Below are 12,385 nucleotides of genomic sequence, written 5' to 3' on the forward strand. Positions count from 1 at the left end.
TGAGCCAGGTCGGGCTGTTTGCCGACGGCGTGGCAGTGGCGCAGATCGGTTATCACACCTTTGAAGTGTGCCGCCATTATGTCGATGAAGTGATCACCGTCAGCACCGACGAAATATGTGCAGCGATCAAGGACATCTACGACGATACCCGCTCAATCACCGAGCCTGCGGGTGCGCTGGGTGTTGCAGGCATCAAGAAATACGTCGAACAGCGCGGCGTGACTGGCCAGACGTTGGTGGCCATCGACTCCGGCGCCAACGTCAACTTCGACCGCTTGCGCCATGTGGCCGAGCGTGCCGAGCTGGGCGAAGGTCGTGAGGCGATTATCGCCGTGACCATCCCCGAGCAGCCGGGCAGCTTCAAGGCGTTCTGCGAAGCCATCGGCAAGCGCCAGATCACCGAATTCAACTACCGTTACCACACCGACCGCGAAGCGCACATCTTCGTCGGCGTGCAGACTCACCCTGAGAATGACCCGCGCAGCGCATTGATCGCCAGCCTCACCGGGCAGGGTTTTCCGGTGCTGGACCTGACCGACAATGAACTGGCCAAACTGCACATCCGCCACATGGTTGGCGGGCATGCCGAGCGGGTCAACGATGAAGTGGTACTGCGTTTCGAGTTCCCGGAGAGGCCCGGCGCGCTGTTCAACTTCCTCAACCGGTTAGGCGGGCGCTGGACCATCTCGATGTTCCACTACCGCAACCACGGTGCAGCGGATGGCCGGGTGGTGGCGGGTTTGGTGGTGCCGGAGGAAGAACGGCACCTGGTGGGCGCGGCACTGGACGAGATTGGTTATCCATACTGGGACGAGAGCGAAAACCCGGCGTATCGGTTGTTTTTGGGTTGACGTTAGACGCGGAGCAGGCTTCTGCCCGCAGGGCGTCGCCCGGTCCGTACACATAACGCGCTTCTGCCCGGAGGGCGTGGGAGCGGACTTGTCCGCGAAGGTCTGCGAAGCGGCCCTGATACCGGTAACCTCGGTTGCGTCTGAAGTACCGTGTGTACCGGTTTTGCTGCCGGTTCCCGGCAGTTCGCGGACAAGCGAAGCGTCGCCCGGTCCGCTCCCACACAAGCGAAGCGTCGCCCTGTCCGCTTCTACATTCTGATCCAAGAGGAGCACCCCGCAATGGAACCCATCACCGTCCTCAACACCCTACACATCGCTGCCATCACGCTGCTGCTGATCAGCGTTCTGGTGCTGGCCAGCGGGGTGATCAAGGTTCGTCTTGAAGGTGACGCGACCATCCAGAATCGCCTGCTCATGCGGCCGCTAGTATTTTTCTGGGTGCTGATGGCCGTATGTCTGGCGACGCTGCCGTTCAGCGGCTGGTGGCTGGTGCACCTGAAAGGGTTGTCGCTGGGCCAGACCTGGGTGCTGGGCAGCAGCGTGCTATACACGGTCGGGTTGTGTAGTTGGGTCTGGCTGGTGCTCAGGCTCAATCGGTTGCGCCTCGGTTTTACCAAAAGCAAACGAGGCTTTACCCTGGCGCTGACCGTGATCAGCGTCGTGTGCTTTGTGGCAATGGCCGGTCTGATGGGCTTCAAACCGGCCTGAACGCTCTCGCGGATCAGTTGCGCAGGGTAATCACCGGCCAGCCGCGCTGCTCGGCTTCTGCACGCAGTTTGGCGTCCGGGTCTACCGCAACCGGGTTGGCGACCTGCTCCAGCAGTGGCAGGTCATTCATCGAGTCGCTGTAGAAATAGCTGTCTTCAAGGCTGAACGCATTGTCTTCCAGCCACTGATTGAGACGTGTCACCTTGCCCTCACGGAAGCATGGAACGCCCGTCGTGCGGCCGGTATAACGCCCGTCAACCATCTCGCACTCGGTCGCCAGCAGCGTTTCAATCCCCAGGCGCGCCACGATCGGTGCCGTCACAAAGCGATTGGTCGCAGTAATCACCACCAGTTTGTCGCCGGCCTCGCGGTGTTTGGCGATCAGCTCCAGCGCCTTGGGCAGCATGATCGGCTCGATGCAGTCGCGCATGAACTCGCGGTGCCACTCCTGCAGTTGCGCCATGTCAGTGTTGCCCAGAATCTCCAGCGTAAAATTCAGGTAGTCGGTCATGTTCAGCGTGCCGGCCAGGTAATCCTGATAAAACTCGTCGTTGCGGCTTTTGTACGTGTCGGCATTGAGGATGCCACGCTGGCACAGGTAATCGCCCCAGGCGTGATCGCTGTCGCCGCCCAGAAGCGTGTTGTCGAGGTCGAATAAAGCCAGGCGCATAGGGTTACTCGCTGAAATAGTTGAAAAAAGAGCCCCAGAATACGAGGTTTTCACAAGTCTTCACATAAGGTGCTAAGCCTCGTTGCTGGTTTGATCGCCTTTGTGGAACAATGCGGCGACATGCGTTTGCGAGGTTGTTGCCGTGATCGACCCCGATGGTTTCCGTCCTAATGTCGGGATTATTCTGACAAACGATGCTGGTCAGGTCCTATGGGCTCGACGTATTAACCAGGATGCCTGGCAGTTTCCGCAGGGTGGAATCAACCCGCAGGAGACGCCTGAAGACGCGCTTTATCGTGAATTGAACGAAGAAGTCGGGCTTGAACGGCATGATGTGCAAATACTTGCCTGCACTCGGGGCTGGTTGCGCTATCGTCTGCCGCAACGATTGGTCCGTACGCACAGCCAGCCGCTGTGTATCGGCCAGAAGCAAAAATGGTTTCTCCTGCGCCTGATCTCCAACGAACAGCGGGTGCGGATGGATTTGACCGGCAAACCGGAGTTCGATGGCTGGCGCTGGGTCAGTTATTGGTACCCGTTGGGCCAGGTGGTGACATTCAAGCGCGAGGTGTATCGACGCGCACTCAAAGAGCTTGCCCCGCGCCTGTTATCGCGCGACTGACACGGAGTTCGACCCCGAGCCATGCTCAATACGCTGCGCAAGATCGTCCAGGAAGTTAACTCCGCCAAGGATCTCAAGGCGGCGTTGGGCATTATTGTGTTGCGCGTCAAGGAGGCCATGGGCAGCCAGGTCTGCTCGGTCTACCTGCTCGATGCCGAAGTGAACCGTTTTGTGCTGATGGCCTCCGAAGGCCTCAACAAGCGTTCCATCGGCAAAGTCAGCATGGCGCCGAACGAAGGCCTTGTTGGTCTGGTCGGTACGCGCGAAGAACCTCTGAACCTCGAAAACGCCGCGGATCACCCGCGTTATCGCTACTTCGCCGAGACCGGTGAAGAGCGTTATGCCTCGTTCCTGGGGGCGCCGATCATCCACCACCGTCGTGTGGTTGGCGTATTGGTGATCCAGCAAAAGGAGCGCCGTCAGTTCGACGAGGGCGAAGAAGCCTTCCTTGTCACCATGAGTGCGCAACTGGCGGGCGTTATCGCGCATGCCGAAGCCACCGGCTCGATTCGCGGTCTGGGTCGCCAGGGCAAGGGCATTCAGGAAGCCAAGTTTGTCGGTGTGGCCGGCTCGCCGGGTGCCGCCGTCGGTGTCGCAGTGGTCATGCTGCCGCCTGCCGATCTGGAAGTTGTCCCGGACAAGACCGTCACTGATATCGCTGCCGAGCTGACGCTGTTCCAGAATGCACTGGAAGGCGTGCGCAACGACATGCGCACCCTGTCCGCCAAGCTCGCCACGCAACTGCGCCCCGAAGAGCGCGCGCTGTTCGATGTCTACCTGATGATGCTTGACGATGCCTCGCTGGGCAGCGAGGTGACCAATGTCATCAAGACCGGCGAATGGGCACAAGGCGCCTTGCGCTCGGTGGTCAGCGAGCACGTCAAACGCTTTGAGCTGATGGACGATGCTTACCTGCGCGAGCGGGCCTCGGACGTCAAGGACCTGGGCCGCCGCCTGCTGGCGTACCTGCAGGAAGAGCGGCAACAGGCACTGGTTTACCCCGACAACACTATTCTGGTCAGCGAAGAGCTGACCCCGGCCATGCTTGGCGAAGTGCCGGAAGGCAAACTGGTCGGTCTGGTGTCGGTGCAAGGTTCCGGCAACTCCCACGTCGCGATTCTGGCGCGGGCGATGGGTATCCCCACGGTCATGGGCCTGGTGGATTTCCCGTACTCCAAGGTCGATGGCATCGATCTGGTGGTCGACGGCTATCACGGCGAAGTCTTCACCAACCCCAGCGAAATCATGCGCAAGCAGTTCGGCAAGGTGGTGGAGGAGGAGCGTCAGCTCTCCCAAGGCCTGGATGCCCTGCGTGAATTGCCGTGCGTGACCCTCGACGGGCATCGTATGCCGCTGTGGGTCAACACCGGTCTGCTGGCCGATGTCGCTCGCGCCCAGCAGCGCGGCGCCGAAGGGGTGGGCCTGTATCGCACCGAAGTGCCGTTCATGATCAACCAGCGTTTCCCGAGTGAAAAGGAACAGCTTGCGATCTACCGCGAGCAACTGGCGGCCTTCCATCCGCTGCCGGTGACCATGCGTAGCCTGGACATCGGCGGCGACAAGTCGCTGTCCTACTTCCCGATCAAGGAAGACAACCCGTTTCTCGGCTGGCGCGGTATTCGCGTCACCCTCGACCACCCGGAAATTTTCCTGGTTCAGACCCGCGCCATGCTCAAGGCCAGCGAGGGCCTGAACAACCTGCGCATTTTGTTGCCGATGATTTCCAGCACCCACGAAGTGGAAGAGGCGCTGCACCTGATCCACCGTGCCTGGGGCGAAGTGCGCGACGAAGGCACCGACGTGCCGATGCCGCCTGTCGGCGTGATGATTGAAGTACCGGCTGCGGTTTACCAGACCCGTGATCTGGCGCGTCAGGTGGACTTCCTCTCGGTGGGCTCCAACGACCTGACCCAATACCTGCTGGCGGTCGACCGCAACAACCCGCGTGTGGCCGATCTCTATGACTATCTGCACCCGGCGGTGCTTCAGGCGCTGCAAAGCGTGGTGCGCGATGCCCACGCCGAGGGCAAGCCGGTGAGCATCTGCGGCGAAATGGCCGGCGACCCTGCAGCCGCTGTGCTGCTCATGGCGATGGGCTTTGACAGCTTGTCGATGAACGCCACCAACCTGCCGAAAGTGAAGTGGATGCTGCGCCAGATCAACCTCAGCAAGGCCAAGGAACTGCTTGCGCAGTTGATGACCAACGACAACCCGCAAGTCATCAGCAGCTCGCTGCAACTGGCACTGAAAAACCTCGGCCTGTCGCGAATGATCAACCCGGGCTCGGTCAAAGGGCACTAGCTCGCGCCTGCCCATAAGTCTTGTGCGAGCGAGCTTGCTCGCGAAGGCGGATTAATTGTTCAGCAAATTTTCATTGGCTGTACCGGCCCCTTCGTGAGCAATGCGGATCGCCGCCCCGGTCACTCCCACAGGATGATGTTTACTTGTGGGAGCTTGCTCGCGAAAGCAGGCTGACCGACCTGTTTGTGAACAATGCGGATCGCCGCCCCCGGTCACTCCCGCCCGCGCGCCGCCTGTTTCAAAATCGGACGCAGAGCGTCCAGAAAGGCGCTACCACGCGGAGCGTGGGAGCGATACCGTACGGCTGGACACATCAGGCGGATCTTTTTTCACTTCGTTCAGCGAGCTTCCATCGGTCGCCGCTAGAGCATCCTGCCGGGCTCCGGTAACATGCGCGCCTGATTCAGTCGCTCGCAAGGGCGTTCCAATTGAGGAGTCGCAATGCTGCCTTACCCGCAGATTGACCCGGTAGCCGTCGCTATCGGCCCGCTGCAAATTCACTGGTACGGTTTGATGTACCTGGTCGGCATCGGTGGCGCCTGGCTGCTCGCGTCGCGTCGTCTTAACAAATTCGACCCGACCTGGACCAAGGAAAAACTCTCCGACCTGATTTTCTGGCTGGCCATGGGCGTGATCGTCGGTGGGCGGCTGGGCTACGTGCTGTTCTACGACCTGTCGGCTTACATCGCCAATCCTCTATTGATATTCGAGGTCTGGAAGGGCGGCATGGCGTTCCACGGCGGCTTTGTCGGGGTCATGATCGCGGCCTGGTGGTTCGGCAAGCGCAACGGCAAGAGCTTCTTCCAGTTGATGGATTTTGTCGCCCCATTGGTGCCAATCGGCCTGGGTGCCGGGCGGATCGGCAACTTTATCAATGCCGAACTGTGGGGCAAGCCGACCGACGTGCCGTGGGCTATGGTTTTCCCGCCGTTCAGCGACCCTGCGCAACTGGCGCGTCACCCGTCGCAGTTGTATCAGTTCGCACTGGAAGGCGTGGCACTGTTCATCATTCTCAATCTGTACGCCCGCAAGCCGCGCCCGACCATTGCCGTTTCCGGCATGTTCGCGCTGTTCTACGGCATCTTCCGCTTTGTGGTCGAGTTCGTCCGCGTTCCTGATGCCCAGCTGGGCTATCTGGCATGGGGCTGGGTCACCATGGGTCAGATCCTCAGCCTGCCGATGATCATCGCTGGTCTGTTCCTGATCTGGCTGGCCTACAAGCGCGACCCTGCTGCCAGCAAGGCAGCGGTTTAACACCGAACCGCCGGGCCACAATGCCCGGCGCGTTCAACAACGCAGGTGATTTATGAAGCAATATCTGGAACTGGTCGCCCACGTGATCAAGCACGGCACCTTGCAAGCCAACCGTACCGGCGTGAACACCATCAGCTTTCCGGGTGCGATGCTGCGTTACGACTTGCAGGAAGGTTTTCCGGCGATCACCACCCGACGCATGGCGTTCAAATCCGCCATCGGCGAGATGGTGGGTTTTCTGCGTGGCGTGAACAACGCTGACCAATTCCGCGAACTGGGCTGCAAGGTCTGGGACCAGAACGCCAACGAAAACGCCCAGTGGCTGAACAACCCGTTCCGCAAGGGCGAAGACGATCTGGGTGAAATCTACGGCGTGCAATGGCGCAAATGGCCTGCCTACAAGCGCATCGACGCGGGCAACGTCGCCGCCATCGAACTGGCGCTCGGTCAGGGTTATCGCCAGATTGCCGAATCGGAAGAAGACGGCCAGTCGTTCGTGGTGCTGTACAAGGCCATCGACCAGATTCGCCAATGCGTCGACACCATCATCAATGACCCAGGCAGCCGCCGCATCCTGTTCCACGGCTGGAACTGCGCCCAGCTCGATGAAATGGCCCTGCCGCCATGCCACCTGCTGTACCAGCTGCACCCTAATCCGCAGACCCGCGAAATCTCCCTGACGCTGTACATCCGCTCCAACGATCTGGGCCTCGGCACGCCGTTCAACCTGACCGAAGGCGCGGCACTGCTTAGCCTGATCGGCCGCCTGACCGGCTACACGCCGCGCTGGTTCACCTACTTCATCGGCGATGCCCATGTGTACGAGAACCACCTGGACATGCTCAACGAGCAAATGACCCGCGAGCCTTACCCGATGCCAAAACTGGTGATCTCCGACCGCGTGCCGGAGTTTGCCAAGACCGGCGTTTATCAGCCTGAATGGCTGGAGCTGATCGAGCCGTCGGACTTTTCGCTGGAAGGCTATCAGCATCACCCGGCGATGACCGCGCCGATGGCGGTCTGAGCCCGTAAGAGAGCGAATCTAGCGCTGTGCTATAGTTTCAGCGCACACCCCCTGACCCTGTTCAATGGAATCGACTATGTTTTTCAATCGGATTGGACATCGTAGTGATACGAAGAAGGCTGAAGACGCGGCCCTCATGCAGGCAATCAAGAGCATCGACACTCTTGTGGTAAGGGGTGGTCGCATGTCCATGGACGCCAAAGAAATCGAAGGTTTGGTTCGCTCCTCCCGCGACAAGGCTAAAAAACTGGTCACTGCGCAAACCGAATCCTGATAAATGGCTTTTTTACTTCTGTTGCCACTACTCGTCAGCGGTTTTTTGGTGTGCCTGAAGGATCCCACCGTTTATTGCAGGCTGCATCGCTATGAAGGCCAGATGCTTTACTTGCTGGTGGGGCGGTATGGTATTTACTGCTTTCTGGCGGCCATGTTTGTTACCGCAGCGCTTGCAGGCCTGTTCTCGCATGACTGGGGTGTGTTGTGCCCCCAATGGCTCCAGACGGCAAACGCGGCCTCGCCAGTCTGTTTTGCCGTGAACACCGATTTCATGGGCGCTTTAGGTCAAATGGGGCAGGACTTCGACATCACTGGCAGGAATTTTAGCCAAGTGGGTGTGTTCCTTGCCCTGGCAGGTTTACTGACCTTGGCGATGCCAAGCCTGGGAGCTTTTCTTACTGTCAGGATTCTCAAGTGGCAACTGGGCGCCAGTAAAAAAGAAGAAATTGCGGTCTATCTGCTGGGTGCGTCTGTAGAGCACAGCCCTATCTGCTCGACTCTTTTCGATGCGTTTGTCGAAAAGGATGAAGTGATGATCACGATGGAGGATCGAAAGGTCTACGTCGGTTACATCATGGACGTCGGGGCCCCTACCGAAGTGACGGGTGTGAATCAGGAGATTCTGCTCATCCCCACCGTCAGTGGTTATCGGGATAAAGACACCCTTAAAGTCGTGTACACGACCGATTATCCAAGCGATACACCGCTCAGGCCTATTGGTTTTCGGCAGGAAAATATCGTCTCGATCAGCGTCTTCAGCGAGGAAGTACGTGAAGCGTTCAAGCGCGTTGATTCTGAGCGGGCGGGTGAAGAGGCTGCGAAAGAGAAAGCTGCCAAAGATCAGCTCGTAAAGGCGATCACTGAGCTTGTGGCGGTGGTGCAGGCTGCGCAGCGTTAAACGAGAGATGTCAAACCCACCTCAATGCCCATGACTCCTGCCCACATGTGAAGGCTCGCCCTCGGGCGCCGCAACAGCCCCGGTCACTTCCAGCCTCTCAAGTATCGCGCAATGCTCTGCCGCGCCATCGCTGCAGCGGCGGCGCAGGTCGAGCAGTTGTTCCTGGAGTGCTTGCAGGCTGGCGACGCGGGCGTTGACGTGTTCGATGTGTTCGTCGATCAGCGCATTGACGCTTTCGCACTGGTCTTGCGGGCTGTCGCGCAGGTTGAGCAGGTTGCGGATTTCTTCCAGGGTCATGTCCAGGCTGCGGCAATTGCGGATGAACGACAGGCGTTCCATGTGCGCCTGGGTATACAGCCGGTAGTTACCGTCACTGCGGGCGGGGGCGGGCAGCAGGCCTTCGCGTTCGTAATAACGGATGGTTTCGACCTGGGTGTCGGTCAGTTTTGCCAGTTCGCCGATTTTCATGTGGACTCATCTCGATTGAGTGCTTGACCCTATAGTGGCTACAGGGTGTTCACTTGGCAACAAGCAGAATCCTGGAGCACAACGAATGGGCACGACAATCAAGAATCCCCCCGCACATGACCACGATCATGACCATGATCACGGGGCGCACGAACACGAGCACAAATCCCCAGAGCCTGCGCATTCGTGCTGCTCCAGCGATGCGCAACCTGCTGTGGTGACGTTTACCGACGCGCCGACATCCGCCAGCTGCTTGAGCAACTTTCGCATCGAAGCGATGGATTGCCCCACCGAGCAGACTCTGATCCAGAACAAGCTCGGCAAGCTGGCCGGTGTGCAAAAGCTCGAATTCAACCTGATCAATCGCCTGCTGGGCGTCTGGCATGATCTGCCGTCCACCGACCCGATTCGCGAGGCCATCAGCTCGCTGGGCATGCAGGCCGATCCTGTAGAAGAGGGTGCTGCGCCTGCTGCATCGGTTCCTGCGCCGGCGAAACACTGGTGGCCATTGGCATTGTCCGGCGTGACAGCGCTGGGTGCCGAAGTGGTCCATCTGGCTTCGCTCGGGCCGACTTGGGTCGTTGCGCTGCTGGCGTTGGTGTCGATCTTCAGTTGTGGGTTGACCACCTACAAAAAGGGCTGGATCGCGCTTAAGAACTTCAACCTGAACATCAATGCCCTGATGAGCATTGCGGTGACTGGCGCGATTCTGATCGGTCAGTGGCCTGAAGCGGCGATGGTGATGTTTCTGTTTACCGTGGCCGAGTTGATCGAAGCCAAATCCCTGGACCGCGCCCGCAACGCGATCAGCGGCTTGATGCAACTGACGCCGGAACTGGCGACCGTCAAGCAGGCCGATGGCAGTTGGCAGGAAATTGAAGCCAAAAACGTCGAAATTGGCGCTATCGTCCGCATCAAGCCGGGTGAGCGCGTCGGGCTGGACGGTGAAGTGGTGTCCGGTAACTCGACCATTGATCAGGCCTCGATCACGGGTGAAAGCCTGCCGGTCGAGAAAACCATTGGCGATAAAGTTTTCGCGGGCACGATCAATCAGGCGGGGTCGCTGGAGTATCGCGTCACCGCTGCGGCGAACAATTCCACGCTGGCGCGCATCATTCATGCTGTGGAAGCGGCCCAGGGTTCACGCGCGCCGACTCAGCGTTTTGTCGACAGCTTTTCGCGCATCTATACGCCGGTAGTGTTCGTTGTCGCTTTGGGCATGGCGCTGATTGCGCCGCTGTTTTTTGGCGGGCAATGGTTTGACTGGATCTACCGGGCGCTGGTGTTGCTGGTCGTCGCGTGCCCGTGTGCGCTGGTGATTTCTACGCCGGTGACCATTGTCAGCGGTCTGGCAGCTGCGGCGCGCAAAGGCATTCTGATCAAGGGCGGCGTTTATCTGGAGATGGGCGAGAAGCTTGATTACCTGGCCCTCGACAAGACCGGCACCCTGACCCACGGCAAGCCGGTGCAGACTGATTACGTGCCGCTGGACCCCACGGTCGCCGACAGCGCGCCGACCATTGCCGCGAGCCTTGCCGGTCGCTCCGACCACCCGGTTTCTCAGGCCATTGCCAAAGCCGCTGATAAAAGTCTGACGCTGCATGAAGTCACAGCGTTTGAGGCCTTGGGCGGGCGTGGCGTGAAGGGCGAAGTGAACGGCCAGATGTACCATTTGGGCAACCACCGCTTGGTCGAAGAGCTGGGCCTGTGCTCGCCAGCGCTGGAAGCCAGGCTTGATGCGCTGGAAATGCAGGGCAAGACCGTAGTGCTGTTGCTGGATGCGTCCGGTCCGATCGCGCTGTTTGCGGTAGCCGACACCGTGAAGGAAACCAGCCGTGAAGCCATTGCTCAGTTGCATGAACTGGGTATCAAGACTGTCATGCTGACCGGCGACAACCCGCACACCGCCAAGGCGATTGCCGATCAGGTCGGGATCGATGAAGCGCAGGGTAACCTGCTGCCTGCCGACAAGCTGAGTGCTATCGAAGCGCTTTACGCTCGCAACCATCGCGTGGGCATGGTGGGTGACGGCATCAACGATGCACCGGCACTGGCGCGGGCCGAGATTGGCTTTGCGATGGCGGCTGCGGGGACTGACACGGCAATCGAAACGGCAGATGTCGCCCTGATGGACGATGATCTGCGCAAGATCCCAACGTTTATTCGGCTGTCCCGTCAGACCTCGGCGGTGCTCAAACAGAACATCATCCTGGCGATCGCGACCAAAGTGCTGTTCATCGGCATCACGTTTGCGGGCCTGGCGACCATGTGGATGGCGGTGTTCGCCGACATGGGCGTGAGCTTGCTGGTGGTGTTCAACGGGTTGCGGTTGCTCAAGAAGTGATCAGTCGGGAACCTTGAAGGGCGGACGCGGAGCGTCCAGAACGGCATTCCCACGCGGAGCATGGGAACGATAATCGGCGTGGCTATCGGCTATCGGCTATCGGCTATCGCTCCCACGCTCCGCGTGGTAGCGCCTTTCTGGACGCTCTGCGTCCGCCTTCATCAGCCGAACCGCTCCTGCCCCCAAGCAATGAAGGTTTCCAGCAGCGGTTTCAGCACGGCGCGGGTCGGCTCGGCCAGGTCCGGGCGGTAGTGGAAGGGCACGAACTCATCCATGTAGGTGCTTTGCGCCAGTTCCAGCTGCACCGCATGGATGTTGTTGGCCGGGTCGCCGTAGTGGCGGGTGATGTGACCGCCTTTGAAGCGTCCGTTCAGCACATGGCTGTAATCCTTGGCCGCCGCGCAAACCTGCTCCATTCGGCTGGCCAGTTCCGGGTCGCAACTGACCCCGTTGAAAGTGCCCAGATTGAAATCCGGCAGGCGACCCTCGAACAGGTGCGGAATGTGCCCGCGAATCGAGTGGGCGTCGAATAGCAGCGCATAGCCAAACTCATCGCGCATCCGCTGCAGTTCCTGTTCCAGCGTCTGGTGATAGGGCGTCCAGATCTGCTCCAGATACCGCGCGCGTTCTTCGGCACTCGGCGTCTGGCCGTCCTTGAACAGCGGCACGCCGTCAAACAGGATCGACGGGAACAATCCGGTGGTCGCGCCCACGTACATCGGCTTGTCGTCTGATGGCCGATTGAGGTCGATGACAAAGCGCGAATACTCGGCGGCCAGGGTGCTCGCGCCCAGTTCGGTAGCAAAGTCATACAGGCGCGGTATGTGCCAGTCGGTGTCCGGCAGGCTCAGCGCCTCGTCCACCAACGCGGCTTCAACCACCGGCGTAAGCTTCAAGCCGGCATGTGGCATGCTGATCAGCAGCGGAACGCTGCCACGTTTGAATGTCAGAACGTTATCCACAGGGCAG

General features: G+C 59.7%; 12 protein-coding genes. 9 read left to right on the forward strand and 3 right to left on the reverse strand.

Features of this window, described 5'->3' with window-relative positions:
- Together ilvA and DW49_RS0101735 are read left to right on the forward strand one after the other, a co-directional pair.
- Positions 1-851: threonine ammonia-lyase, biosynthetic (ilvA, locus tag DW49_RS0101730; protein ID WP_024421081.1), on the forward strand; the 851-nt coding region annotated here is incomplete at its 5' end.
- Between the two features lie 279 nt (positions 852-1,130).
- The gene (locus DW49_RS0101735; RefSeq protein WP_005621505.1) at positions 1,131-1,559 is read left to right on the forward strand and encodes a DUF2269 family protein; all 429 of its coding nucleotides are present in this window, start codon (positions 1,131-1,133) and stop codon (positions 1,557-1,559) included.
- Positions 1,560-1,572: 13 nt separating this feature from the next.
- Here the strand turns inward: DW49_RS0101735 and DW49_RS0101740 are convergent, their stop codons facing one another.
- On the reverse strand, positions 1,573-2,229 hold the full coding sequence (locus DW49_RS0101740; protein WP_005621503.1) for a histidinol-phosphatase: 657 nt from the start codon (positions 2,227-2,229) through the stop codon (positions 1,573-1,575).
- A gap of 142 nt (positions 2,230-2,371) precedes the next feature.
- Here DW49_RS0101740 and DW49_RS0101745 point away from each other — a divergent pair, with 142 nt between their 5' ends.
- From DW49_RS0101745 to DW49_RS1000000132740, 6 genes are all read left to right on the forward strand, one after another.
- Positions 2,372-2,851: an RNA pyrophosphohydrolase gene (locus DW49_RS0101745; RefSeq protein WP_002555745.1), complete on the forward strand. Its 480-nt coding sequence runs from the start codon at positions 2,372-2,374 to the stop codon at positions 2,849-2,851.
- A 21-nt stretch (positions 2,852-2,872) separates the two neighbouring features.
- Entirely contained in the window at positions 2,873-5,152 is a 2,280-nt protein-coding gene (gene ptsP, locus DW49_RS0101750; RefSeq protein WP_003382074.1) for a phosphoenolpyruvate--protein phosphotransferase, read from the forward strand.
- A gap of 441 nt (positions 5,153-5,593) precedes the next feature.
- Positions 5,594-6,406, forward strand: a complete 813-nt coding sequence (gene lgt, locus DW49_RS0101755; protein ID WP_005621481.1) for a prolipoprotein diacylglyceryl transferase — start codon at positions 5,594-5,596, stop codon at positions 6,404-6,406.
- 52 nt (positions 6,407-6,458) lie between these two features.
- Complete coding sequence (locus DW49_RS0101760; RefSeq protein WP_005621497.1) at positions 6,459-7,430, forward strand: thymidylate synthase; 972 nt, start codon at positions 6,459-6,461, stop codon at positions 7,428-7,430.
- 76 nt (positions 7,431-7,506) lie between these two features.
- Entirely contained in the window at positions 7,507-7,704 is a 198-nt protein-coding gene (locus DW49_RS0101765) for a hypothetical protein (RefSeq protein ID WP_005737084.1), read from the forward strand.
- Positions 7,705-7,707: 3 nt separating this feature from the next.
- On the forward strand, positions 7,708-8,604 hold the full coding sequence (locus DW49_RS1000000132740) for a hypothetical protein (protein ID WP_005621495.1): 897 nt from the start codon (positions 7,708-7,710) through the stop codon (positions 8,602-8,604).
- 21 nt (positions 8,605-8,625) lie between these two features.
- On the opposite strand, the gene cadR is transcribed toward DW49_RS1000000132740, so the two are convergent.
- Positions 8,626-9,072: a Cd(II)/Pb(II)-responsive transcriptional regulator gene (gene cadR, locus DW49_RS0101775; protein ID WP_005621493.1), complete on the reverse strand. Its 447-nt coding sequence runs from the start codon at positions 9,070-9,072 to the stop codon at positions 8,626-8,628.
- Positions 9,073-9,157: 85 nt separating this feature from the next.
- Between cadR and DW49_RS0101780 the strand changes: the two genes are divergently transcribed.
- A complete protein-coding gene (locus tag DW49_RS0101780; RefSeq protein WP_024421082.1) occupies positions 9,158-11,416 on the forward strand; it encodes a heavy metal translocating P-type ATPase in 2,259 nt (752 codons plus the stop codon).
- Positions 11,417-11,577: 161 nt separating this feature from the next.
- On the opposite strand, the gene hutG is transcribed toward DW49_RS0101780, so the two are convergent.
- Positions 11,578-12,378, reverse strand: coding sequence for an N-formylglutamate deformylase (hutG, locus tag DW49_RS0101785; protein WP_005621479.1), 801 nt, complete (start codon positions 12,376-12,378; stop codon positions 11,578-11,580).
- Positions 12,379-12,385 lie beyond the last annotated feature (7 nt).

This window comes from Pseudomonas avellanae BPIC 631 (assembly GCF_000444135.1).
GTDB classification, from domain to species: Bacteria; Pseudomonadota; Gammaproteobacteria; order Pseudomonadales; family Pseudomonadaceae; genus Aquipseudomonas; species Aquipseudomonas avellanae.

Excerpts from the sequence above, each read along its gene's own strand:
- DW49_RS0101760 (WP_005621497.1), top strand. The coding sequence starts at position 6,459 with ATGAAGCAATATCTGGAACTGGTCGCCCACGTGATCAAGCACGGCACC.
- DW49_RS0101740 (WP_005621503.1), bottom strand. The coding sequence starts at position 2,229 with ATGCGCCTGGCTTTATTCGACCTCGACAACACGCTTCTGGGCGGCGAC.
- DW49_RS0101765 (WP_005737084.1), top strand. The coding sequence starts at position 7,507 with ATGTTTTTCAATCGGATTGGACATCGTAGTGATACGAAGAAGGCTGAA.
- cadR (WP_005621493.1), bottom strand. The coding sequence starts at position 9,072 with ATGAAAATCGGCGAACTGGCAAAACTGACCGACACCCAGGTCGAAACC.
- DW49_RS0101735 (WP_005621505.1), top strand. The coding sequence starts at position 1,131 with ATGGAACCCATCACCGTCCTCAACACCCTACACATCGCTGCCATCACG.
- lgt (WP_005621481.1), top strand. The coding sequence starts at position 5,594 with ATGCTGCCTTACCCGCAGATTGACCCGGTAGCCGTCGCTATCGGCCCG.
- DW49_RS0101780 (WP_024421082.1), top strand. The coding sequence starts at position 9,158 with ATGGGCACGACAATCAAGAATCCCCCCGCACATGACCACGATCATGAC.
- DW49_RS1000000132740 (WP_005621495.1), top strand. The coding sequence starts at position 7,708 with ATGGCTTTTTTACTTCTGTTGCCACTACTCGTCAGCGGTTTTTTGGTG.
- ptsP (WP_003382074.1), top strand. The coding sequence starts at position 2,873 with ATGCTCAATACGCTGCGCAAGATCGTCCAGGAAGTTAACTCCGCCAAG.